Genomic DNA, 22,781 nt, shown 5'->3' with positions numbered 1-22,781 from the left:
AACCGAAAGGTTTGTGTATATTTAGAAAGTCCGCCAAATTTTTAATTTGGCTTTTAAAATGAGATAAATTAAAAACAAAATATAAAAATGAAAGTAAAAACAAGTAAAATTTTAGTGTTACTAGCAATAGTATTGTCATCATCTGTCTATGGTCAAAAGTTTGATATTAGTGGTTCAAAAAAAGGAAGCAAAGTATTCTATAAAGATGGAACTAGTGAATACGGAAAACTCAAATTTGATGACAAAAGTTTAAGTATTAAATATGATGATAAATCAAAGAAAGCAATTGATATTAATAAAGTAGATAAATTTGAAGTTTATAAGAAAAAAGATACTATAGTTTATACATATATTTTGAGTCAACGTAATTATAAAAAGAAGAAAAAACAAAAATACTTGGCTGTGATAGCTTGGGATTATGAAAATGTAAAAGTATATAATGAACCAACTACTGCAGCAAGAGTAGGTGCGTTTGCAATAGGTCAAGCAGTATATTTTATACAAAAAAAAGATGCCCCATATGCAGAAAAACTTTTGAAACCTTATGTAAATATACATAAAAGGCTTAGGGAGTATTTTTCTAACTGCCCATCTTTAGTCAAAAAAATAGGGACAGATTTTAAATTCAAAGATTATAAATCTCTGACACCTATACTTGAATATTATAATAATAATTGTATATAACATAAACCCTACAGCTAACAATAGTTATAAGTAATTGATTGTTATTGAATACTTTGGAGATTCTTGCGAAATTCTTAACTTATTGTGTACTTGGATAGTTAAGTGCTAACCCTCACAACTACTCATAGCCGAGACCGTTGTAAGCCATTTGAACAGTATAAATCCAATGAAAAAATCATTTTTAGTAATAATTTCATTTTTCTCTATTCTTTGCAGTTGTCAAACCGAGAAAAAAGTTAACGAAAAACAAGAGTATTTACGTTGGGTCGGAGACATTGAGCAAAATGACCAAATTGACGAATTGAATTTTAAAGTTTGTAACGGAGACGATAAAACATTTCAATATTTTAATCTAGGAAAAGGACCTGATTATAGCGGAGAAAAATCTAAAATTTTAAACGCATTCAAATCAAAATATCAACCAATATCAGACAATAATCAGAATGGACTAATCAGAATACGGTTTATTGTAAACTGCGAAGGAATAGCTGGAAGATTTAGAGTTTTACAGTCTGACTACAATTATCAAGAAATAGAGTTTGACAAAAGAATTATTTCTCAACTTCTTGATATAACAAAAGGAATTGAAAATTGGAAAATACAATACCGAAAGGAAATGCCTATTGACTATTATATGTATCTCATTTTCAAAATAACAGATGGACAACTAAAAGAAATCATACCTTAATGAAAAATTTTAACCTATTAATCTTTTTGTTTTCATTTTCAAGTATTTTCTCGCAACCCAATTGTGAAGCATTTAAATATTATGGAGAAACTTTAAAATACGAGGCTTGTAAAAAAGCAGAACAAATTCAAAATTATTATCAATTTTCTAAAAAATTTCAGAAAATTTTAGATGAATCAATATTAATTGATTCAACATTTGCATATGCTTACCGTGAAAAATCTGTCGCATATTTAAAAAGTGGAGATTTTATAACCTGGAAAAGGTTAATAGATAAAGCTGTAAAATTTAACATAAAAGAAAATCTTGGTTATCGAGGTTAGTGCAGGTATCAATTCTTCCGTGATTACAAAGGAGCAATTAAGGACATAGAGAAATTAGATACTTTAGTAGACTATGATATTGGACAATCCATAAATGGAACTTATCATTTAAACATTGCTAAAGGTTTATGCTATAAAGCAATTGGGCAAAAAGAAAAAGCTATAAAAATTATTGAAAGCCAAATAGAACTAAACGAAAAGGAAGATTTTGTTGGAGCATATGATTATTTACACTTAGGAGTCCTCTATTTGGAAACTGAAAGAATTAAAAAGGCAATTGAAATGTTTAAGAAACAGTCAAAAACAAACGAATTAGCTGAAAATCAATATTATTTGGCTTTAACTTATCGAAAATTAGATAACCCAACTGAATCCATTTCTTGTTTGAAAAAAGCAAAGGAACTTTATATTCGTGAAAGAAAAATGTTCGACCCGTATTCAAACCCAATGGACAAAATATATTTAGAAAATATTGAAAACGAAATAAAAACGGCTTACAACACCGTATCCTATGAAAGCACTAGCCTAGTTCCTTAAAATTAATATTTATTTTTTAAAGTATGTCATATTGTTAATGATTAGCTATTGAAATAACTTGCTCGGCATCCTATATGTGATCCATTGTTTGATATGATGGTCACCAGCATCTGTATGATTATACGTTATAAACTACTGAACATAGAACAATATGCTCGCTTAAAGACACTCTCAAAAGCGTAATGAAGAACGCTATCGGTAAGCCGTATGAGCGAAAAGTTTACGTACGGTTTGATGAAGGGGGCACTGATAATTCAAGAAAAGCTATATCTTTAATAGATATAAATAGGAGTAGCGCTATCAGGCGCTACCCTACGCTACAACTTGGGGATGATTCGATTTTGGTGTATATTTACATCAAATAATTAAATTATGTCAAGACAAAGTATATCATTTACTAAACGGAACGATGAATGGTTAAAAGCCCAAGTGGATAATAAAGAATATTCTAGCAAAAGCGAATTAGTTAATGATTTAATTAGACAAGCACGAAAACAGCAAGTTCAAATTGATTGGATTCGAGCTAAAATTGAAAAAGCTGAAAATAGTGGATTTACAAATGACAGTAAAGAAAGTATTTTAGCTCAATCGAAGTTTTTGCTAAATGGCTAAATACAAACTGTCAAATGAAGCGAAAAATGACTTGATTCGGATTTATCATTACGGAGTTAAAAAAATCGGAATGACCCAAGCGGACAAATATTTTAAGTCTTTTTTTTGAATATTTTGACATTATCGCTGAACGTCCTTTTTCCTTTGAATCTATTGACTATATAAAAAAAGGATACAGTTGCGTGTGTGGAGTTGATAGTATTTTCTATAAAGTCAATGAAATTATTGTTGAAATAGTGACAATAATTGGAATACAAGATTTGAATGAAAATTTAAAATGGAATTTAAAAAGATGTAGCCAACAAAGGTAACCGTTGCACAAGTCCTTTAAAAATGATAAATTCGGTATAAAATTTTGAGTCTAAGCGCTAGTTTTCTTAAACAATATACTAATAACTAATGAAATACTAATTGCTTTAAACGCTTTATTTTAGGCCTTAAAAAGCATAGCAATCTACACTTATGGGCTAAATACACTCCCGCTTTACTTACCAGGTTTTTCTTGATGATTTTTAAGTACTTCTTTAAATTATATGCTCTGTGGACTATGTACTCCTTTGATATTTCGCTCGTATTCTGCTCGGTAATAGGTAACACTAAACTTTTTCTTTTGTGCACTTTTGCCCAAACCGGATGCTCGTAATCGGCCACCAACACAGACTGCCTTCCTCGCTCTGTATTCCTTCTTCTAAGTTCCTGTATGGTAATCATTAAACACTTTAGTAAATGGAATGATTTTACTTTGTGGACATAGATAAAAATCTTGTTTTTTGTTATAATCAAAACCTTTTGGACCACCCTTATAAGTACCACGTGGAGGAATAAAACTCTTAGGTCCCTGTTGCTCTAAATAAGCATAATTCTCACCACTACTATATTCCGTATCGGCTACACAGTTCTCCCATAACAATCTTTGTTGCTACAAGCGTCTTTGTAACCTGTTAACAATGTCTGGTAATTGTTGGCTGTCTTTACCGTCGGCATGGTATGCCTGTATATCGGTGATCACATGATGGGCCGTGTCTACACTCAGCTGACTTAGGTAATTGAGCTTTCTGGTCTTCTCTGGTCTTACGTTTATACACGCATCAGGATCTATTGGACTATAATGAGTTTTATTGCTTGTATATTTACTGCCCTTATTGCCTGCGCCAGGACGATGATCTTGATCCTTACTCCATCGTTTAGTATGACTCTTTATAGCTTCTAATTCATTCTGGTTTGCCGTGATACTTCGTTGTATAGTATCTAATTTATCTTCCTTATATTTGAGCAGCGGTTGTTCCTTATCCATACCACTTATGTGATGCACCCGACGAAGATGTATCACAAGATCCTCCTCTGGGACTTTAAGTATAAGAGTATCCATACTTGCGTTGGCTTTAACCAGTGCCGAGTCTATAGTTCACGTGTGACCACTAACCATCCCTTTCTCTATACAAAGATGCAATACTCTAGTGAAAACAGATTCAAAAATGATCTCTGGAAATAATTTGCGTGTGCGACTTATTGTACTACGCCAAGAAAATTCTTCATCTATATCATAACCCAAAAATACATTATATCAAGACGCATAGAACAATGATCAATGAGCTTACGGTCACTGATGATATTTTCTTAATATCCGACCAAACATAGCTTGAAAAATACAATAGGGTCGATACTCTTCTGACCGCTAGTACCATAAAAGTCTTTTGTAAGTTTTTATAAAAAATCAAAATTACACGCATCCTTCAGACGACGGTAGAAATTACCCTCAGGAATACGCGAACTGAGACTAAATGAATTAAACAATTTTTCCTGATACACTTTTTTTCCTTGCATACAGTAAGCTACGAAATAATCATATCTTGATCAAGTTGAGAAACAGGCACAATGGCTATAATTAATACGGGTTTTGGTGTTTAATTAAAAGTTTAGTGTGTTTTTATAAAGTCCGCCAAATCTTTTAATTTGGCTTTATAACAAAAAAGATAAAATAAAACTTGTGGCTAAGTGCTTAATCGAAAGTTGAGTATTTTTAATCCCCCGTACTAACCATAGCCGAGACTTTATGTTCTATTAACTTATAGTTCTCCAAGAAAATTTTTAGGTTCAAATTAGAGTTTAGTGTAAAACTCTAATCATTTTTTTGATATATCAAAAAAATATTTACCTTTGTTTGATATATCAAAGAAATGAAATTTAATACTCCTACTACTACTGCATTGTACTCTATTGAAGAAGCAATTAAAACATATAGAAAATTTTGTCAAAAAAATATTTCAAATATCATCAAAGATATTACTGTAGATCAAACCTTGATATTGATTATTATAGACAAAAATCCAGAGTATACTCAAATGGAAATAGCCGAACTTGTATTTAAAGATTATGCCTCTATTACAAGAATAATAAACCTTATGATATCTAAAGAGTATCTTGAAAAACACATTAACCCAAACGATCATAGAAGGTCATCTATAAAAATAACTAAGAAAGGCAAAGAAGCTATTAAAAAGCTTACACCTGTCATTGAATACAACAGGAAAACAGCACTTTTGGATTTCGACGATAACGAAATTCATCAACTATACAATTCTTTACAGAAAATCATTTCTAATTGTAAAAATCAATCATGAAAAAATCAATCCTAGTTTTCGCAATAATTTTAATATCCAGTTTTACTTCTATCAACCAATATCAAAAGAAAATAGTTACAGACGAAAAAACAGACTTAATTGATAAATATATAACTGAACTAGCTGCCAAAGATGGATTCAGTGGAGCAATTCTTGTGGCCAAAAACGGAAAAGTTTTATTAAAAAAAGCTTTTGGATATGCTCATTTAGGTTTAAAAGTAAAAAACAATATCAATACAAAATTTAATTATGCATCTATAGGAAAAACTTTTACTTCAGTTGCAATTTTTCAATTAATACAGGAGGAAAGATTATCGCTAACCGATAATATTGGTAAATATTTAGCAGAATATCCCAATAAAACTATACGAGACTCAGTGACTATTACACATCTTCTTACTCATACAAGTGGAGTTCCTAATTATTTTGCAAAAAAGAAATTTTTAGAATCATCCAAGACCCGATTTAGGACGATGGAAGATTTAAGCCCACTCTACGAAAACGAACCTATGGAATCAAAACCAGGAGAAATATTCTCTTACAGAAATACAAACTATTTGCTATTAGGCAGAATAATAGAAAAAATAACGGGTTTATCCTATGATGAATATGTTGCGAAGCGTATTTTTTTTCCATTATCAATGAGAAATACAGGGAATTTTGACATAGATCATGTTATTGAAAATGCCGCTGAGGGATATACGACTTCTAATATCTATCCTAATAAGTATCAGCTTAACACTTTTATGGGAACTGTAAGAGGGAGTTCAGCAGGCGGCGGATATACAACCTTGGATGATCTTTACCAATTCGCCGAAGCTATAAAGAATAGTAGATTATTAAATGAAACTTACACTGATATTCTGACAAAGCCTTTAAACAAAAAAACAAGATATGGTTATGGTTTATCATTCACGAATCCAGAAAAAGGAACAATATACGGACATAGTGGGGGGCATTTTGGAGTAGGTAGTGAATGGAGAGTCTATGAGGACGAAGTTTATACAGTTATACTACTAACCAATAGAGATGCAGGACAAGGTTTTATGGAAGCTCGTTTTTTTGTGCAACGTTTAATTTCTGGTTCAACTCCGTCCATTGATACTTTCTTTTTTACAAAAAAAGTTATCGAAACTTGTATTGAGAAGGGTTATAAAACAGCTTCTGAATTGATTTCGGCACGCACAACTGATTTGTCTGAAAACGACTTAAACTCCAAAGGCTACGAACTACTACATCAAGAGAGGTTCGATTTAGCCATTGATATGTTCAAATTAGAGGCCCTTGCCTTCCCCAAATCTTACTACTCATTTGACTCTTTAGGTGAAGCTTATATGAAAAATGGAAAAATTGATTTGGCTATTTTAAACTATAAAAAGAGTTTAAAATTAAATCCAGAAAACAATAACGCAAAAGAAATGATAAAAAAAATGAAAAGAAAATAAAATAACATTGTATAATAAAACATAAGGCTTCCTCCTTAATCGAAAGGTCTGTGTTTATTTACAAATTCGCCAAATATAAAATTTAGTACTTACAGTAAAAATGATAAAAGCAAAATATTTATATTTTGCTAAATAATAAACCGAAACGATAGCACTTATTTATTGCCCAACTGACCTCCTCCCAATAAACTGGACACTTCAAAATTAGAGTTTTAAGGGCAAAAAAATGTTTAACTTTAAAACAGATTATTTGCTTATGAGACGTTCAAAATATTCAGAATCACAAATTGTATTTGCGATCAAACAAGTAGAAACAGGTACACGTCTATCTGAAGTGTGCCGTAAGATGGGTATCAGTGAAGCCACCTTCTATAATTGGAAGAAAAAATACGGAGGTCTAGGAGTCTCGGAGCTTCGTAGACTTAAGAACTTAGAGGAGGAGAATTCGCAGTTAAAGAAGCTTGTTGCCGATTTAAGTTTGGATAAACAGATCTTACAAGATGTGCTTAAAAAAAAGTTCTAAGACCTTCCAGAAAGCGCGGGATGGTCGATAATATAAGGATGGAATACAACATATCTATCCAGCGTTGCTGCAAATTAATATTAATACATAAGAGTGTATTTTATTATAAGAGTAAGGGAAGAAATGATGAATTATTGAGAATGCGCATGAACGAAATAGCTGCCATTAGGGTTCGATATGGCTTTTGGCGTATCTATATTTTATTGAGAAGAGAAGGTTTTATGGATAATCACAAACGTGTTTACAGAGTCTATTGCGAAGAAGGTCTTAACCTAAGGTCCAAGAGGCCTAAGAGGAATCGTTCTGCTTCACACAGACAGCTAAATCAAGATAGTGCTTCTAGTTTACACGAATGTTGGAGTATGGATTTTGTCTGTGACCAACTGTATAATGGCAATCGCTTCAGAGCCTTAACTGTAGTGGATAATTTTAGTCGCAAGTGCCTAGCAATTCATGCTGGAAAATCCCTTAAAGGAAGTAATGTTGTCCAAATTATGAAAATCACTACCTTTGGTAACGAGATACTTCCTAAACGTATTAAGGTTGATAACGGTAGCGAATTTATCAGTAAAGTATTAGATAAGTGGGCATATGAGAACAATGTAGAACTTGACTTTTCAAGGCCAGGAAAACCTACAGATAATCCATTTATAGAAAGTTTTAATGGTTCTTTTAGAGATGAATGTTTAAATGCTAACTGGTTCTTTTCTTTAAAAGATGCACAGGAAAAATTCGATATTTGGAGAAAGGATTATAACGGATTTAGACCACACAGCTCGTTGGGGGACATGTCCCCCAACGAGTTCATAGAAACGAATGAAAATAGCCCAAATTCTCTAGTTATAACCAGTACATAAAACGGGAGGAGGTCACAAACAACAGTAAATGTTGGACAAACCAATACCTTACAAAAATAGACTTTTATAACTGCCTTTTAAGGTAGTTTTCTTTTTTACATCACTTTACAATTAACTATTTTAAAGTTCCTTAAAATTAATTTTTAGTTCTTATATAATCTCCTTTTTTAAGAAAAAAATAAAGCAAGCATTCCTGCTCTACTTTTACTCATTTTTGGGTAAATTTCAGATAGTTTTTAACCTTATAAGCCTGTTTGATTTTATAGTATTAATTTTTATAGGTTCTAAAAACTGAGTGAGTGTTCCAAATACAGATTCTTCAATATTTTGAGGTTTTCCTTTCATATACCAACTCAAAGTTCAGTTACGGTTTGATGCAGTGGGGTACTGATAGTTCTAGAATAGTTATATCTTTACCTATACAACTAGGAGTAGCGCTATCAGGTGCTACTCTAAATAATAATTTATATTAATCTTTACTAAATGAAAAAAAAACTAGTTCTGTTAGTAGTTGTACTAAGCATCTTCAGTTTTACAATAAACGGACAACAGAGTAAGACTTCTTTCGGAATTCAAGCAGGAGTCAATTATGCAGGGTACACCCCACGTTTTATAAATCCAAATACCAAGGACATTCGCTATACAGGGAAAGTCGGTTTGTACGTAGGTGGTTTCGTTAATTTTGAAATAAGTGAAAAGATTAGAATACAACCGTCCTTATTATATGCATCTCAAGGAAGTAAATTTCTAAATGAAAATGTAGAAGTTCGTCGAAACAGCAACGACCCTCCAACAGAATTTGATTTTGCTATTAATATTATTGAATCAACAATTGTACTTCCTGTGGTAGTACAAAATTACTTTAATGAAAAATTTTATATTGAGGCAGGTCCGCAAGTTGGATATATTTTTAATTTAAAAGATAAAAACGTTGGGGATACGCTTCCAGAAACCGAAGATGATGGAACTGGAAATTTATCTAATAACGACAAAATAGATTTCGGATTTTTAGTAGGCGTTGGTTATAAATTGACTGAAAACCTCGGACTTAATTCTAGGTACTATTTCGGAGTAATTAAACGAAATAATGCTTTAAAATCTTCGGTATTGAACCTTGGAATTGAATACAGCTTCTAAAAAAAATGTAATACAACCATGAACGATACGGGCTTTAGCCTATATCAAAAAGCCTGTGTTTATTTTTAAAGTATGTCAATTATAACATTTGATATTTTCAACAATAAAGATAAAAACAAATTATTTATATTTAGCTGTATACTAACCCCAAACGTTTGGTTAGTATACAGCTATAGGTTACTTATATGAAATTATTGTAACGCATTGTAAAATGAACGAACTCCCCTTAATTGAGAAAGCCAAATTGATGCTTGCATCATCAAAAGAGTATAGAGGGGTTTTAATTATTGGATCGTTTTTTATATTGATTGGCGGAATTTTGATTTTTATTGGAATACAGTTCAAAGTTATTTTCTTAGTAGTTTTTGGTGCTATTTGGGCTTCTTTTTCTCTGTTTTTTATGGCATATACAGTCCCATCCAGTATTAGCTATTACTATGAAAAAGCTTTAATAAAAAAATATGGTAAACTTTCAAATGCTTGTTTGGTAGAAAAAAAAATAGTTGACCATTCTTACTTTGATACTAACGAATATTCTATTGATGTAAGTAAGAAGGGGCAATTGATTAGCGAATTGAATTACCTCTTGACATTCTCATTTGAGTATCATAATAAGACTTTTGAGAACAGTGAATTAGTTACCAAGAATCAGTTTGAAAAATTAAAGATTGGAGATTTAATTCCTATCAAGTTTTTGTCAATAAACCCAAATAAATCGTCAATTAGAAAAATTAAACTAAAAAAAAACGTATAATTAAAACGTGTTATAGTGCAGTATACAGATAAGCGTTAAGGGGTGCTATATAGTTTATTTTGGAAGCAATTACTAAAGATTACGAAGAGAATTGGATAGTAAAGGTTTTTAAACTTTCATTATTTAATTATTCGATTCACGCTGGTAAAAGATTGTATTGTCGATAATTTGAAACGGTGGTCGATTCAAAAAAATCGAGAAATTAGTCCAATCAACCAAAAGATAGCTGTTGATTTTGATATGAGAAGAAACCTTAATGCTGTAAGAATTGTAATTCAGGTAAAAGGTACTTACAAAGATAAAATCTTCACCATTTGTGGAGCTTACTATTTATAGATGAATGCATTTAAATCTTTTGAGAAATTCTTTAAAAAGAAAGTATACATCTAACCGAGTACAAAAAAATATAAACTATACTAAAATATGGAACTTTTAAAATTAGCTACAGAATGGGCAAAAGCCGAAGTGTTTTCAACACGTTTTTTTATTTTATTTTCACTTTTATTTTTAATCGCTAGTATTAGTTTTTGGCAATTGGGAAAAACGGATTTGGCAAAAGCATACATCATTCCTACTTTGGTAGCAAGTATGATACTCATGACTATAAGTATTGGTTTGTTTTATACTAACAAATCAAGAATTGTTCAATTTGAAAAATCCTTTAATGCTAATGCCACAACCTTCTATCAAGCCGAAATTGAACGTTCTGAAGGTACGATAAAGGAGTATACAGTTGTTTTTAAAGTCATTCCAATGTTAATAATTGTAGCAGCTTTCATAATTCTATTCGTTAACATACCAATATGGAGAGCAATAAGTATAACTACCATAGCATTATTAACAGTTATCTTGCTAGTTGATGGCACTGCTTACTCAAGAATTGAAGTCTATCATAAAGAGTTGAAATTATGGGATATTGAAAATGAAATTTAAAATATGATACAATAAATTGAGAAACTCAAAAAAGATCTTATCATAAGCTAACAAAATTACATAGCCACTCACTATACAAGTGGTCATATAATTATGTGGGATATCGGTGATAATACAGAGATAGCCAAAATAATAAATTAGTTTACGAGAATAAAGGTGTCCAGAGTGTTGTTGCATGTCAAAAAATAGCTACAGGCCAAAATCTCATTCTGCTTATAGTATGAGCAAAGTTCTTTTATAGGAATGAAACCGGTTATCCAAAAGGACTAAGTAAATGAGTGGAGAGAAAAATTTGGAAATACTCCTAAAATGGATGAAACCTAAATATGATGAAGGCGAATTTGTGTTTTGTAAAATTTAAATACTGGATCAAATAAATTTGAGCCAAATCATTATGTATTTTAGGGGAAGAGAAGGGATTCTTATTATTACTGAAATGGAAATTGCCAAACAATTGAATTTACAATATTCCTATGTAGCTTCTTGGATAACTCTCACAGTTCATTCACCTTTGGAGGCGGTTGGTTTTACAGCTCCATTTTCAAAAGCTTTGTCAAAAAATGAAATAAGTTGTAATGTGGTTGCGGCTTAGTATCACGATCATATATTTGTTGATTTAAAGGATACTAAAAAAGCAATGAAAATTTTGAATAACTATGCGAACAGTATAAAATAAAATTTTTTAAAAATGAATTGGATATTATTAATCATTGCTGGACTTTTTGAGGTCGCCTTTGCAGCTTGTCTTGCCAAAGCAAAAGATGCAACAGGTATCGAATCTACCTATTGGTATGTGGGATTTTTAATTTGCTTAGCACTAAGTATGCTTTTACTTATTAAAGTTACACAACAACTACCTATCGGTACAGCATATGCGGTTTGGACTGGTATTGGTGCGGTAGGTACAGTTTTGGTGGGAATTTTGATTTTCAAGGAACCCGTCACTTCTTGGCGACTATTTTTTATTACAACACTAATTGTTAGCATCATCGGGTTAAAAGTGGTTTCTCATTAGGCCGATGAAAGTAGTTGTATGCAACTTACTGTTTGTACAGCTGCGTCCTATACAACAGTTACAAAAAAAATGGCTGTTTCATTGTTTTTGAAACAGCCATTTTGATTTTAGTAATTAAAACTGAACATCTATTCTTAAATAGTTTCAATTATTTTGCACATACCTTTTTTGAGTTCTACGCTTTATTTAAGTAATCGTATGCCCGAAAAGTTTCCCTCTACAGTATTGTTATTAAGTTCAAAATTACTTCCTGGATTTACTTTTGCTTTTCCTTCCCAATACATCATTTTGTCACCAGTACTATTTATAAATAATATTTGTTCTGTATTTCCGCCAAAATCAATTTTAGCAGCAGCACCTATTTTATCAAATAAGGCTCCAGATTGCGTTGGGAATGAGTTGCTAGATTGTTTAGGGTAGTTAACAATTTTATTATTAGTATCATTTCTCTCGGTCTGTATAAATTCTGTGCCTTGACTGGCAAACAATAGATTTTTAAATGGAAATGCTACACTATTAGGAAGCCTAACCGCAGCTTTAATACCATTTGCCGCAAATGGAAAATTAGAGTTTCCAGAAGTAAAGAAACTACTAACCTCTTGAACATTTGGATTATAAGTACCTATGGGTCCACTAGGTAATTCATTTTCATTTATTAAAGCTGCGTCATAATTTAGTACCTGCATTCTAAGTCCGCTGTGGTCAAAGACAAAAGTCTCATCTTTTAAGCCATTATCACCAAATTCAAACTTTACAATGGCACCTACCTTATCAAATGCACTAACTCCCATAGGTCCGTTGGGATCGTTGAGATCAAATTTGCCCAATACTTTTCCCGCACCAACATCATAAAATGCATATTTGTTACCAGCAATATTGTATACTACAATAGTATTACCTTTTATATTGGCAGCTGCGCCGATACCATCTTCAAAAATATCAACAAGTCCTTGATAGCCTTCGCTAGGTAACAAACCTTTAAGCTCACATTCTGTCACATCAAATTCTGTAGCCAATGTAGTACCAACGATTTGATCTGGATTTTCAATACTTCGTACTACGTAGGATAGGGGTAATCCTGCACGAATATTTGTGCTTTTTGCTAATTTATCAGCAATAGCTTCAACACTACTCTCACCAGCCAATTCAAAACTTCCTTCTGCGTCACCACCATAGGCAATAACCTTAATTTTTAGATCTTTAAGTGATTGGATAGCATTAACTTCTAATTCTGACTCTACCTTTGCTCCAAATCCTTTGAATGCAGTACTTAAGCTTGCTTGCATTTCTTTTCGACTTGATGTTGATTCAACTAACATAAAAAATATTCTTCCGAAGGTAACAGACGAAATAAACGTTCCAGGATTATCTGGCTGTATAAAATTGTTCAATTGTTCTGGGGTAACACTCTCGTGAAAAATCTCTCCTGTATTTGTTGGTAAATCAAAGCTCATTGTATAATAAGACTGATTGAGTTTAACCAATGTACGATTAAATTTTTTCTCTGTACTAAAAGACATGTCAGACGAAACCTTAGCGCCAAATGCTTTTACATCAATACCTAATTCTAACGCCAATTGACTCTCAGACTCCACTTGTACAATATCTAATTGAAAATTGGCTGGAACTATATTTTCTGAACTAGCAATTATAGAATTCATAGCATCCTGTATAGTGCTTTTCTTTACTTCGTCTACTGTAAAAGTTGATTGTAAATTTCCGTTATTGAGGTTATATGAAATCGTACCTCCCGCACGTTTAACAACGATAGGTGCTGGGGTGGCATCATTAAGAGTTTTTCCTTGTAACAAACTTCCTGGATAAATAACGTCTGCACTGGTATCAAACAGCTGAAATTGCCCATTTCCATCCAAAACACTTACGGTTTTGGTAGTACATGTAAATCGTTGCACGTCAATTGAGCCATCTTCTTTTAAGACTTCAATATCGTCATTAACAGGTGATGCTTCTTTTAAAACATCAGTTTTTCTTGATTCTGGGAAGGGATCAAAACTATTTCCTTGGGCAATCACTCCAGAAAATGTGCTCAGGTCAAATTCTTCTGAACTTGGAGGAGAAGTTTCATCATCTTTATTACAAGATACAACTCCTGCAAAGGTAAAAATGATTAAAATTTTTGTTAGATAAGTAAAAGATTTACAATTCATAATACTAAGTAATTTGGTTATGTTAGTTACGGATATACAGTAGATATATTGCTGTATAGTGTCATAATAAAGTTGTATTTTTATTTTTTTTTCTCAATTATGTTTTCCGATAAATTATTATACTTAACTATTCGAATTAAAAAATATTGCATTTCACCTATACAGATTCTTGCTAATGAATGATTTGAAATCGAAGAATTGTAGATAAAAAGAAGGGTAGTCCTGAATATTTTTAAAAAATTATTAGAACAGTATTTATCAACTCATATAGCTAACCAAATGAGTAAGGATTAAAAATCATAGCCAAGAAGGCTGTGATACCATAATACATGGAAAGACGTTAATCAATACTAGTGAGAACAATCCTAACAATCAAAGGACTTTTATATCGATCCCATATAAAAATGAATTAATACAAAATGTATTTTTTATATAATACAGTTTGCTCGCCTGCTTTTTTTAAAGGATTTTTTTAACACGTACATATAAAATGGTAGGTAGCATTTTATATTTATAATTTACTAAGAAGTTAAACATCCTTTACTTATAAAGATGGCATACAGATAAGATTTGTTAATTTTGTTGCAAGCTTTCTTAGGTGTATACGATCCCAAGTTAGTATAGCTTTCATATAGTTTTCTAAATTAGATAACTGATTGTTATTTTAGGATTTAAAATTAGAAAATAGAACGGGACTAAGCTTCTGTTTATAATGTAACGATAATCTAAGGCTCTATTTAAATTTTTGAAACATGCTACATACCATAGAAAATGAAAATCTGATTTGCATCATCGAGTCAAAAGGTGCCGAAATCCGTTCTCTTAAAGATAAAATTACTGGTCAAGAATACATTTGGCAAATAAACCCTAGGATATGGGGTAGTAGTTCTCCTGTATTATTTCCTGCTATTGGTAATATAATAGAAGGTAAAATTCTTTATGATCAAAAAGAATATGCAATGCCAAAGCATGGGATAATTCGAAATAATGATCAGCTTATTTTTGAAAAGCAGGGAATTTCAATGTGTGCTTTTACATTAAAAAGCTCAAAAAAAACCCGTCAATACTATCCATTTGAGTTTACTTTTACAGTTAAGTATACGCTCGTTGATACACGATTATGCATGACTTATCAAATTACAAATAATGACTCGATACCAATGCATTTTGTTTGTGGCGGGCATACTGCCTATGCATGTCCAATAAGCGATGAAGTTGGTTTATCAGACTACGTAGTCGAATTTCCAGAGCACTTGAATCTCGAAATGTATCAACTAGCATCTTCTGGATTATTATCCCATAAAAAAAGTAAAATTCAAACTCATAAAAGGGTAGTGTCACTCTCTGATACTATATTTGATAATGATGCCTTGATATTTTCTAACATTCCTTGTGATTGGGTTCGATTGCGTAAAAAAAGTGATACCAAAGGAATAGTTGTAAGATTCACTGGGTACCCTCATCTGGCACTATGGTCCAAACCATCAGCAAATTTTGTTTGTATTGAACCTTGGCTCGGACTTCCTGATCGAGAAAATGAGTCCATTGAATTAATAAAAAAAACAAACTATAAAGTAATTGAACCCAATACCAAGTTTACAATTACTATTGATACAATCATCGAATAGTAACTTATTAGTAATATTGTCTTAGAGCAGTTTCTGTAAGTTATGCGTGTGTTAAAATCCATAATTCGACCTTCTCAGATATACGCCAGTATTGATTTCGATTTGTTTTTTTTGAGGCAGTTTTTACATTCTTTGTTATAAGCTTTTCTAATTTAAATCTTCCGCCGTGAGCAAGTTCCTGCGCTATCGGATGCAATTTGGTGACATTCGATATTTGCGCTAAATTAGAAAAAATTAATACTAGTTTACCTGTGGGTAAGAGTCTTAATTTTGCTTCTCTAAAAAAATCAGGAAACAGTTCTTTAGTATAATAGATAGCTTCATCCAAGCGATCTAGCTTATAAGATTGAGGCAGCCAAGGAGGATTGAACACAATCAATTCGGTTGGTTTTTTCCATTTTCCGAACAAATACCCAAAATCTAAAGTAATTTTTCTAGATAGTTTTGTAGTCACCATAAATTCTGTGAGACCAATAATGGCATTGGGATTAATGTCTGTACCAAAAACATTTTGAAAACCATTGGTAATCATTTGAAGAGAAAGTACTCCGCTTCCAAATCCTATATCGATAGCTGTTTTTTTGGGGCCATCATACCGCTTTAACCATGCATCAAAAAGCTCTAAATGCTCAAATCGTGTGGGAAAATAGGTTCCATAATAAGGGTGAATTTTATTTCGTAGTAAGGGTATTTTAATACCATTCTTATACCATTGCCAAGCGCTATTAAGTCCTTGAACTTGAGGAAATGGTAATAAAAAATTTTTGATATCGGGGTATAATTTTTCAAACCAACCAATTACAGGAGATTTTTTTGTGATCAATCGATGTTCATTAATTTCTATTAAGACTAAATTTGATAAATTACGATAAGCGGATCGATAGGAACGTTGTTCTAAATAAGAATCTCCAGATATTTCTTTTTTAAGGTGTACCTGTAAAGCATTGAGCAGTAATAACCCATCACTATAAAAACTATTTATTACCACAGCATCTCCTGCCTCTAAAGCACTAATCGTAGCCTTTATAGTTGTGGTGTTATCAAAAACCTTTAATTTTTTTTTAAGAATCAAAGGTTCTGGTCTCGTAACGATCATAGTTGTAAAAATTACTTAAAAATGTAAGTGTTGAAGATTAAATAAATAGTTCTTTCTCGTAAATTAAGATAGAAAGCACTCACTAGTAATTAGGCTAATCAATCTACTAATTAAAAAAATGGATGAGGGTAGTCTATAGTGCGATTTTGAAATCTAAGAATGGCGTCTTTTACAATAACTCCCTGATTTATATTGATAGCATTTTGAATGGTCTTATTTTTATGCCAACTTGCTCTTCCCGATATTACCGATGGCAAATGTACGATTAAGGCTGCAGAAATTGATCTAGAAGCACTTTCCCAAAAATAACTTGGAGTATGATCCACAGCGTAATAATCAATTTTATCAATTGCGATAATCGGATGTTTAAATGTAGTAGGTTTTGCAAAATAAAATCCCATACCTTCATCACAACTTACATCAATTATTAAGGTTCCTGGTTTCAATATTGATTTTTCATCGGCTGTTACATAGTCAATTGGATCATCGGTATCTTGATAAGTTCCGTTAATAATAATTTCAGATTCGTGAATTACATCGATAAGTGATCGTTCTGACCCATCGTGTTCGACAACAATTAATCGTGGTTCGTCTTTTTTACCTTTTCTAAGTCTCGTATAATGAACGTCCAATACTTCTTCTCTCACTTCGTGGTCTGGTCGCTGAATGCAAATCGTAATATCTCTAAAACCATGTGCTTTTAAAGCATAGATCGCCCCTCTACTTACAGCGCCAAAACTAAAAATTAGCACCTTTCGTTGGTTTCCATAATGCCCATCAATACCTTTTAACTGCAGGGCATGAATAACTGCGCTATACCCAGCCATTTCATTATTTTTATAAAAAGTATGCCGTCCCATTTGCCCCGTTGGACTCCATACGTACATATCTTCAAAAGCAATTAAAGTTAATTTTTTGGTTATTGCAGTTTGTGTAATTTCAGATTGTTGTGCACAATGAGGATACCCCCAAATAATTCCTTCGTCTTTGAGGGTTTCTAGATCCGAGAGAACAGGTTTAGCAATAATAGCAGCACCAATATCAGATAATATTTCACTACGTGTTGCTATTCCGCCAGTTATTTCATTAATTTCTTCATCATTAATATTAAATGGAGCACCGTACCCCTTTTCAAAAATTAATTGTTTTCGAATATGTTCTGGAAGTCTGTTTAAATGTTCTGGATGAATAGGCACGCGTCTTTCGTCTTCTTTTTTGGAAGTTCCGATGACACCCATTTGTAATAAAGCCATTGTCTATAATTTGAAACGAACTGCAGAGTAATGAAATGAGCAACACGTAAGATTAGAATCACTATTTAAAATAGTCAAGTGCTAGCAAACAGTCATTAAGTTGATCGCTAGAGTGTTATTAGTCAAAATAAGACCTTGATGTTAGCCTAAGCAATTTGCTGAAGTGGTGCAAAAAGATAATTATTATCAAATGATAAATACAACCGTCTCAAAGATACTTTATTAAAAACCATTCAAACCATAATCTTCCAGTATTTTAATATTGCAATATGTGGTATGCCGTTGCATTCAAGTGTAGTGATTTACCAATCTATAAAGTCTTAGGGTTGTTTTGGAACGTATACGTGTATAACGCTATAGAATATTAGAGGATATAATTATAAAATAGAAATTTTTGATTAACATGCTACAAGGATTATAATTTAGTACAGTAATGTACTATGTCAATTTAATTATAATTAAAAAATATAAAGTGTAGTTACAAGAACTCCTATATGATTTGTGGGAACAACAGCGATTAATTGCCTTTCTTCTTTTACCTTTAAATTGAATGGTGGAGTTAGGAGATTAAGACCACTTTGTTTTTTTAACCTAATCCCTTGTCCTGAAATAATATCTTTGTTCGGTTCAAAATCTCCGTCTGGGATGTGCTCGGTTACAATAGCAAAGGTATACTTAGATAATTTACTCACGATACTATTAACTTCGTCGTTAGATAGATGTTGTAATACCTGTCTTAATATAATTCCATCAGCTGGTGGTAAGGTTTCTTTAGCTATATCTAAACAACAAAACTCTATCTTTTCATCTCTAAATTTCTTTTTATTTCGTGTAATAAGATCGGCTACAATATCTACAGCAATATATTTTTTAACATAAGGAACTAACTTTTTACCTACATTAAAATCGCCACATCCCAAATCACACACTGTGATAGGATCTTTAAAAGAAGTCAAAAATGGAATCACTACGTTTAAGTAAGGTTTTACTAGTGTAGGATGATGTGATCCTTCACCCGAATAAAAATCAGATTGATTGTCACCCCAAAGTTTCATTTTATAAACCTGAGTCATTGCATCCTTAGTTGGCCACGGCTTTTTAATTCTTTTAGATTGCTTTTCCAAATTTTTCATAACGCTTGAAGTACTTCAACTTTTTCAAAATTTCATGCATACTTACCCATGAAGATGTAATAGTATAAAAAACATATAAATTTTTCTTAGTTACAAGTGTATAATTTGGTGTATACTACTTATAAGATCTAATTTTGTAGATAAATGAATAATGTAATTTGTGCGTTTGAGCAGTTTACGTAAAAAAAATATTCGAAGTTGGTACTTGTAAGTACCAGTAACAAATCCGTTAGTCATACGATTAAAAAATCTAATTAGCGTATCTTTGCAGCCTATTTAAAAGTGAGTAATATGCAAGATAATAAGAGGCTAGAATTTATTAACAATGTATTGAAAAATATGCCAAAGGACTGGCTTTATCTAACTACGCATCGTTTAGATATATATGATGAAGAAGTAGCTAAAACTCAATTTTTGGAAGAGTTTGATATTTTATATACCAATAATACATTTGACACATTAGTATTAAACAATTTACCGACAGCGTATGATTATATAAGATTAGGGCATCCTTTGTCTAGTATTGTAGAATGGTATCTAGCAGATTTGTTTAATACTAAGTCTGATCATGTTATTAGTTTTGCATCAAAGACTGTCCCTATACTTGCAGTGTTAAGAAAAAATTCACTAGAAAATAAAAGTACTCAGATTACTTATACGGGGACATTACCATCATCTTTTGATAGCAAAGTTATACAGCACGTGTATGGCTATGATTTTGAGTTAGTAAAGGTTAATAAAATATCTGATATTGTACCTGGTAATGGCAGTACAGTTTATGTGGGGAATCACGATGAGCTAATCTCTAGTGATCTTAATCCAAACATTGACTTTTATGTAGCTACGTATCAAAGCCGTGGGAGTGTTTTGTTGGTAAATGGAACAAAAAACAGAGAGTATATCGCAGATATTCAGCATGTAAGAAGAAGGGAAACTATTGCCATGACACCAGCGAATTGTTTAGCAGTGTTAGAGTCTTTCACTTCAGCATCTTCTCTTGTTCTTAAAAATGATACGTTAGACAAAGATAAACCCTTTGTTTTAAATACAATTCGAGAGATTACTGGTTCACCAACAAAACCGCTAGTTGGCTCAAGTGGACTTTCTATACAGTATGCTATTATGATGGGACTGGTTGACGATGCTCGACAAAAACATGAGGGCAAGGCTATCAAATTTATTGTTCCTCCTAATTGTTATGGAGGTACTAATGATCAAGCTAGAAGAGTTGCTGCGTGTATCGATGCTGTAGAGGTAGTGGATCTGCCAGTAGATGGGGATAATGATATGGTTCGAAGTATTGCTCTAGTACTAGATAAGATTGCAAATGAGGATGCGATCCCTTATATTATTGCCGAAATTCCAACAAATCCTAGAGTGGAGGTTCCAGATCTGATGCAGCTTAAAAAAGTTTTAAGTACAGAGCGTAAAACAGCTCAAGGCACTATTGCCATCGATCCGGTATTTATTTTAGACCAAACCTTTTGTCCTAATGTTCAATTTTTGGGAGAAGGGGAAATGCTATCGACCATTAGAGCCCTTTCGTATGCTAGTGGCTCTAAATTTCCTAGTGGAGGTAAATGCACGGCTGGATACTGTGTAGGTAATATCCATACAAAATCTTTAATGGATACAATAGCTAAGCATCTTATAATTTGTGACAACGAAGCCACTCATTTGCAATATGAAATTTTGGCAAAACAATTGCCTTCTATGAATCAAAGAATTTTAGATGCCTATAAGAATACACGCGAAATGGTAAATTTTATCAAAGAAGTTTTACCTGACGCCAAAATCAATTTTGTATCTGAAGCATTAGCCGACCAGGGTTTTACACCTTCTGTGTTTTCTCTAGATTTACCCACCAAAGGTACTACTGCCGAAGAAAAGGAAGCTTACAAACGAGCCTTAAATCTTAAGTTAATTAATTTAATGATTACAAAAATCCCCCAAGAAAGCAAGTATTGTGTGAGTTATGGACAACTCAAAGGATGTTATTGGACGATTCCAGCTACTTCAACTCAAGGGACCACCAAAGAAGGTGACAAGGATTATATTGCACGTGTAGCATTATCTCCCAATATGGATCTCGAGCATCATAAACAGGTCTTTTTAGATTTTGTTAAAAGTCTTTGATCGATGAACACTTATAATTTAGATAAAACTGTAAGTGTTCATCGTAGTGCTTCAAATACATCTGTAATTAAACAAGTGAAGATTATTCTTCTTCACTTGCCAATAGGATGGATTTTTCAGATGTTTCAGGGGTATCGTTGAGTAATTCTGTATCTGTTTTTTCAATAGCATGGAATTTTTCTAATTGCTCTTCTTCTCCCGTGAAGTATGGAAATACATCCATAATTGGTGATTCTGTAATAGCAGGGATACTGTAGTCACCTGTCGTACCTTTCATTGCCGTCAGTGTGTTATCATATGCTTCTTTAACATCATTTGCTTGAATTAGCATATAAAGATTTGTCTTTCGCTCTTTTCCACTTTCTTCATCAAATGAAATTAGTGCTACTTTGGATTTGAACCAACGATCCGAATTTTCGAAAGGATGAACTTCTGATAAATTAGCTACTTTAATATTGGTAATCATAAACTCTTCACTCGTATAGGCCGCCATTTCTTCATTAATTCTGGCTTCAGCTTCGGTGTAGGATATGGCATCAAGCAAATACGATTCTGTCGTTATTTTTTGCTCACCCGTTTCGTGGGTTTTTCTATATTTCACTTTGCATTCGTACCAAGTTACACTCATATTATTTTTTTTAAGGAGGGCAAATATAGATCTTTCAAAAAAGTTGATAGAGGTAATTTGGCAAGAGATATTCACAATTTGTATCTTAGCTATACGGTCTTTCTATTTTTAAAATAGAATCTTTTGCTGTTCTCTTTTTAAATTACCTTTATATAATATAAATCTTGATTACATGAAAAATATTGAATTGTATAGTAATCCAGAGGTTCGTGTTGTTTTCGAAAATTATCCAGATACAATACGAAAGTGGGTTTTAATCTTACGTGATTTAATTATTAATACAGCGCGTGATACGGTAGAAATTACCCATTTAGAAGAGACTTTAAAATGGGGAGAACCTAGCTATATTACCAAATTTGGTAGTACGCTCAGAATAGCATGTAAATCAAAGAGTGCCAATCACTACTGCATGTATTTTCAATGTTCTAGTAGACTAGTCAAAACATTTAAAAAAATATATAGTGATATGTTTACTTTTGAGGGTAATAGAGCTATTATTTTCGAACTAGATGATAAGCTTCCTATAAAAGAGATTAAGATAATTATTAGGACAGCTCTCACATATCATAAAGTAAAACATTTGCCTACCCTTGGTATTTAATTTATAGAG

General features: G+C 32.2%; 25 protein-coding genes and 1 pseudogene. 19 read left to right on the top strand and 7 right to left on the bottom strand.

The features are described 5' to 3' along the window. The first annotated feature begins 87 nt into the window (after positions 1-87). The 7 genes and pseudogenes from ACE939_RS08420 to ACE939_RS08390 all read left to right on the top strand — a co-directional run bounded on the left by ACE939_RS08420 (position 88) and on the right by ACE939_RS08390 (position 2,844). The gene (locus ACE939_RS08420) at positions 88-684 is read left to right on the top strand and encodes a hypothetical protein (RefSeq protein ID WP_378184804.1); all 597 of its coding nucleotides are present in this window, start codon (positions 88-90) and stop codon (positions 682-684) included. A gap of 166 nt (positions 685-850) precedes the next feature. Continuing rightward, on the top strand, positions 851-1,372 hold the full coding sequence (locus ACE939_RS08415) for a hypothetical protein (protein ID WP_378184802.1): 522 nt from the start codon (positions 851-853) through the stop codon (positions 1,370-1,372). After that, complete coding sequence (locus ACE939_RS08410; RefSeq protein WP_378184800.1) at positions 1,372-1,695, top strand: hypothetical protein; 324 nt, start codon at positions 1,372-1,374, stop codon at positions 1,693-1,695. The genes ACE939_RS08415 and ACE939_RS08410 overlap by 1 nt, the downstream gene beginning before the upstream one ends. Before the next feature lie 36 nt (positions 1,696-1,731). Next, positions 1,732-1,884: pseudogene (locus ACE939_RS08405) on the top strand (hypothetical protein); the annotation flags it as partial. A 60-nt stretch (positions 1,885-1,944) separates the two neighbouring features. Continuing rightward, positions 1,945-2,232, top strand: coding sequence for a hypothetical protein (locus ACE939_RS08400; RefSeq protein WP_378184798.1), 288 nt, complete (start codon positions 1,945-1,947; stop codon positions 2,230-2,232). A gap of 182 nt (positions 2,233-2,414) precedes the next feature. After that, positions 2,415-2,597: a hypothetical protein gene (locus ACE939_RS08395; RefSeq protein WP_378184796.1), complete on the top strand. Its 183-nt coding sequence runs from the start codon at positions 2,415-2,417 to the stop codon at positions 2,595-2,597. A 7-nt stretch (positions 2,598-2,604) separates the two neighbouring features. Beyond that, a complete protein-coding gene (locus ACE939_RS08390; RefSeq protein WP_378184794.1) occupies positions 2,605-2,844 on the top strand; it encodes a type II toxin-antitoxin system ParD family antitoxin in 240 nt (79 codons plus the stop codon). 688 nt (positions 2,845-3,532) lie between these two features. On the opposite strand, the gene ACE939_RS08385 is transcribed toward ACE939_RS08390, so the two are convergent. Further along, positions 3,533-3,754: a hypothetical protein gene (locus ACE939_RS08385; protein ID WP_378184792.1), complete on the bottom strand. Its 222-nt coding sequence runs from the start codon at positions 3,752-3,754 to the stop codon at positions 3,533-3,535. 9 nt (positions 3,755-3,763) lie between these two features. Beyond that, positions 3,764-4,213: a hypothetical protein gene (locus tag ACE939_RS08380; protein WP_378184790.1), complete on the bottom strand. Its 450-nt coding sequence runs from the start codon at positions 4,211-4,213 to the stop codon at positions 3,764-3,766. Positions 4,214-5,021: 808 nt separating this feature from the next. Here ACE939_RS08380 and ACE939_RS08375 point away from each other — a divergent pair. The 9 genes from ACE939_RS08375 to ACE939_RS08335 all read left to right on the top strand — a co-directional run bounded on the left by ACE939_RS08375 (position 5,022) and on the right by ACE939_RS08335 (position 12,129). Continuing rightward, complete coding sequence (locus ACE939_RS08375) at positions 5,022-5,465, top strand: MarR family winged helix-turn-helix transcriptional regulator (protein WP_378184788.1); 444 nt, start codon at positions 5,022-5,024, stop codon at positions 5,463-5,465. Further along, on the top strand, positions 5,462-6,910 hold the full coding sequence (locus ACE939_RS08370; RefSeq protein ID WP_378184786.1) for a serine hydrolase: 1,449 nt from the start codon (positions 5,462-5,464) through the stop codon (positions 6,908-6,910). Before ACE939_RS08375 ends, ACE939_RS08370 begins: the two co-directional genes overlap by 4 nt. A 256-nt stretch (positions 6,911-7,166) precedes the next feature. Continuing rightward, positions 7,167-8,290, top strand: a protein-coding gene (locus tag ACE939_RS08365) for an IS3 family transposase (RefSeq protein WP_378184784.1) whose coding sequence is annotated in 2 segments (ribosomal slippage) — positions 7,167-7,428 and positions 7,428-8,290 — 1,125 coding nt in all. Because the reading frame shifts where the segments join, the coding sequence is not laid out codon by codon here. Positions 8,291-8,773: 483 nt separating this feature from the next. Then, positions 8,774-9,427, top strand: coding sequence for a porin family protein (locus ACE939_RS08360; protein ID WP_378184781.1), 654 nt, complete (start codon positions 8,774-8,776; stop codon positions 9,425-9,427). Between the two features lie 211 nt (positions 9,428-9,638). Next, a complete protein-coding gene (locus tag ACE939_RS08355) occupies positions 9,639-10,181 on the top strand; it encodes a hypothetical protein (protein WP_378184779.1) in 543 nt (180 codons plus the stop codon). A gap of 423 nt (positions 10,182-10,604) precedes the next feature. Then, on the top strand, positions 10,605-11,114 hold the full coding sequence (locus ACE939_RS08350) for a hypothetical protein (protein ID WP_378184777.1): 510 nt from the start codon (positions 10,605-10,607) through the stop codon (positions 11,112-11,114). A 274-nt stretch (positions 11,115-11,388) separates the two neighbouring features. Further along, on the top strand, positions 11,389-11,475 hold the full coding sequence (locus ACE939_RS08345; protein WP_378188428.1) for an ACT domain-containing protein: 87 nt from the start codon (positions 11,389-11,391) through the stop codon (positions 11,473-11,475). Between the two features lie 33 nt (positions 11,476-11,508). Continuing rightward, positions 11,509-11,706, top strand: coding sequence for a hypothetical protein (locus ACE939_RS08340; RefSeq protein ID WP_378184775.1), 198 nt, complete (start codon positions 11,509-11,511; stop codon positions 11,704-11,706). 96 nt (positions 11,707-11,802) lie between these two features. Next, on the top strand, positions 11,803-12,129 hold the full coding sequence (locus tag ACE939_RS08335; protein WP_378184773.1) for a DMT family transporter: 327 nt from the start codon (positions 11,803-11,805) through the stop codon (positions 12,127-12,129). A 182-nt stretch (positions 12,130-12,311) separates the two neighbouring features. Here ACE939_RS08335 and ACE939_RS08330 read toward each other — a convergent pair whose 3' ends face one another. Further along, positions 12,312-14,297 (bottom strand): thiol-activated cytolysin family protein, encoded by a 1,986-nt coding sequence (locus ACE939_RS08330; protein ID WP_378184771.1) that lies wholly within the window; start codon positions 14,295-14,297, stop codon positions 12,312-12,314. A gap of 752 nt (positions 14,298-15,049) precedes the next feature. On the opposite strand from ACE939_RS08330, the gene ACE939_RS08325 reads away from it, so the two are divergent. After that, complete coding sequence (locus ACE939_RS08325) at positions 15,050-15,925, top strand: aldose 1-epimerase family protein (protein WP_378184769.1); 876 nt, start codon at positions 15,050-15,052, stop codon at positions 15,923-15,925. Positions 15,926-15,965: 40 nt separating this feature from the next. Here ACE939_RS08325 and ACE939_RS08320 read toward each other — a convergent pair whose 3' ends face one another. From ACE939_RS08320 to ACE939_RS08310, 3 genes are all read right to left on the bottom strand, one after another. Beyond that, entirely contained in the window at positions 15,966-17,021 is a 1,056-nt protein-coding gene (locus tag ACE939_RS08320) for a methyltransferase (RefSeq protein ID WP_378184767.1), read from the bottom strand. A 110-nt stretch (positions 17,022-17,131) separates the two neighbouring features. After that, positions 17,132-18,274: a N(5)-(carboxyethyl)ornithine synthase gene (locus tag ACE939_RS08315; protein ID WP_378184765.1), complete on the bottom strand. Its 1,143-nt coding sequence runs from the start codon at positions 18,272-18,274 to the stop codon at positions 17,132-17,134. A gap of 458 nt (positions 18,275-18,732) precedes the next feature. Continuing rightward, positions 18,733-19,407 (bottom strand): methyltransferase domain-containing protein, encoded by a 675-nt coding sequence (locus ACE939_RS08310; RefSeq protein ID WP_378184763.1) that lies wholly within the window; start codon positions 19,405-19,407, stop codon positions 18,733-18,735. 291 nt (positions 19,408-19,698) lie between these two features. Between ACE939_RS08310 and ACE939_RS08305 the strand changes: the two genes are divergently transcribed. Then, positions 19,699-21,543, top strand: a complete 1,845-nt coding sequence (locus ACE939_RS08305) for a cystathionine beta-synthase (protein WP_378184761.1) — start codon at positions 19,699-19,701, stop codon at positions 21,541-21,543. A gap of 82 nt (positions 21,544-21,625) precedes the next feature. Here ACE939_RS08305 and ACE939_RS08300 read toward each other — a convergent pair whose 3' ends face one another. Continuing rightward, on the bottom strand, positions 21,626-22,171 hold the full coding sequence (locus ACE939_RS08300; RefSeq protein WP_378184759.1) for a DUF4494 domain-containing protein: 546 nt from the start codon (positions 22,169-22,171) through the stop codon (positions 21,626-21,628). Between the two features lie 172 nt (positions 22,172-22,343). On the opposite strand from ACE939_RS08300, the gene ACE939_RS08295 reads away from it, so the two are divergent. Next, a complete protein-coding gene (locus ACE939_RS08295) occupies positions 22,344-22,772 on the top strand; it encodes a DUF1801 domain-containing protein (RefSeq protein WP_378184757.1) in 429 nt (142 codons plus the stop codon). Positions 22,773-22,781: the final 9 nt, after the last annotated feature.

This window comes from Aquimarina rhodophyticola (genome assembly GCF_042434915.1).
Taxonomy (GTDB): Bacteria; Bacteroidota; Bacteroidia; order Flavobacteriales; family Flavobacteriaceae; genus Aquimarina.
Note: the sequence above shows the minus strand (reverse complement) of the source record. Positions and strands in the feature narration are given on the sequence as shown.

Excerpts from the sequence above, each read along its gene's own strand:
- ACE939_RS08420 (WP_378184804.1), top strand. The coding sequence starts at position 88 with ATGAAAGTAAAAACAAGTAAAATTTTAGTGTTACTAGCAATAGTATTG.
- ACE939_RS08415 (WP_378184802.1), top strand. The coding sequence starts at position 851 with ATGAAAAAATCATTTTTAGTAATAATTTCATTTTTCTCTATTCTTTGC.
- ACE939_RS08410 (WP_378184800.1), top strand. The coding sequence starts at position 1,372 with ATGAAAAATTTTAACCTATTAATCTTTTTGTTTTCATTTTCAAGTATT.
- ACE939_RS08395 (WP_378184796.1), top strand. The coding sequence starts at position 2,415 with ATGAAGAACGCTATCGGTAAGCCGTATGAGCGAAAAGTTTACGTACGG.
- ACE939_RS08390 (WP_378184794.1), top strand. The coding sequence starts at position 2,605 with ATGTCAAGACAAAGTATATCATTTACTAAACGGAACGATGAATGGTTA.
- ACE939_RS08380 (WP_378184790.1), bottom strand. The coding sequence starts at position 4,213 with ATGGATACTCTTATACTTAAAGTCCCAGAGGAGGATCTTGTGATACAT.
- ACE939_RS08375 (WP_378184788.1), top strand. The coding sequence starts at position 5,022 with ATGAAATTTAATACTCCTACTACTACTGCATTGTACTCTATTGAAGAA.
- ACE939_RS08370 (WP_378184786.1), top strand. The coding sequence starts at position 5,462 with ATGAAAAAATCAATCCTAGTTTTCGCAATAATTTTAATATCCAGTTTT.
- ACE939_RS08360 (WP_378184781.1), top strand. The coding sequence starts at position 8,774 with ATGAAAAAAAAACTAGTTCTGTTAGTAGTTGTACTAAGCATCTTCAGT.
- ACE939_RS08355 (WP_378184779.1), top strand. The coding sequence starts at position 9,639 with ATGAACGAACTCCCCTTAATTGAGAAAGCCAAATTGATGCTTGCATCA.
- ACE939_RS08350 (WP_378184777.1), top strand. The coding sequence starts at position 10,605 with ATGGAACTTTTAAAATTAGCTACAGAATGGGCAAAAGCCGAAGTGTTT.
- ACE939_RS08345 (WP_378188428.1), top strand. The coding sequence starts at position 11,389 with ATGAGTGGAGAGAAAAATTTGGAAATACTCCTAAAATGGATGAAACCT.
- ACE939_RS08340 (WP_378184775.1), top strand. The coding sequence starts at position 11,509 with ATGTATTTTAGGGGAAGAGAAGGGATTCTTATTATTACTGAAATGGAA.
- ACE939_RS08335 (WP_378184773.1), top strand. The coding sequence starts at position 11,803 with ATGAATTGGATATTATTAATCATTGCTGGACTTTTTGAGGTCGCCTTT.
- ACE939_RS08330 (WP_378184771.1), bottom strand. The coding sequence starts at position 14,297 with ATGAATTGTAAATCTTTTACTTATCTAACAAAAATTTTAATCATTTTT.
- ACE939_RS08325 (WP_378184769.1), top strand. The coding sequence starts at position 15,050 with ATGCTACATACCATAGAAAATGAAAATCTGATTTGCATCATCGAGTCA.
- ACE939_RS08320 (WP_378184767.1), bottom strand. The coding sequence starts at position 17,021 with ATGATCGTTACGAGACCAGAACCTTTGATTCTTAAAAAAAAATTAAAG.
- ACE939_RS08315 (WP_378184765.1), bottom strand. The coding sequence starts at position 18,274 with ATGGCTTTATTACAAATGGGTGTCATCGGAACTTCCAAAAAAGAAGAC.
- ACE939_RS08310 (WP_378184763.1), bottom strand. The coding sequence starts at position 19,407 with ATGAAAAATTTGGAAAAGCAATCTAAAAGAATTAAAAAGCCGTGGCCA.
- ACE939_RS08305 (WP_378184761.1), top strand. The coding sequence starts at position 19,699 with ATGCAAGATAATAAGAGGCTAGAATTTATTAACAATGTATTGAAAAAT.
- ACE939_RS08300 (WP_378184759.1), bottom strand. The coding sequence starts at position 22,171 with ATGAGTGTAACTTGGTACGAATGCAAAGTGAAATATAGAAAAACCCAC.
- ACE939_RS08295 (WP_378184757.1), top strand. The coding sequence starts at position 22,344 with ATGAAAAATATTGAATTGTATAGTAATCCAGAGGTTCGTGTTGTTTTC.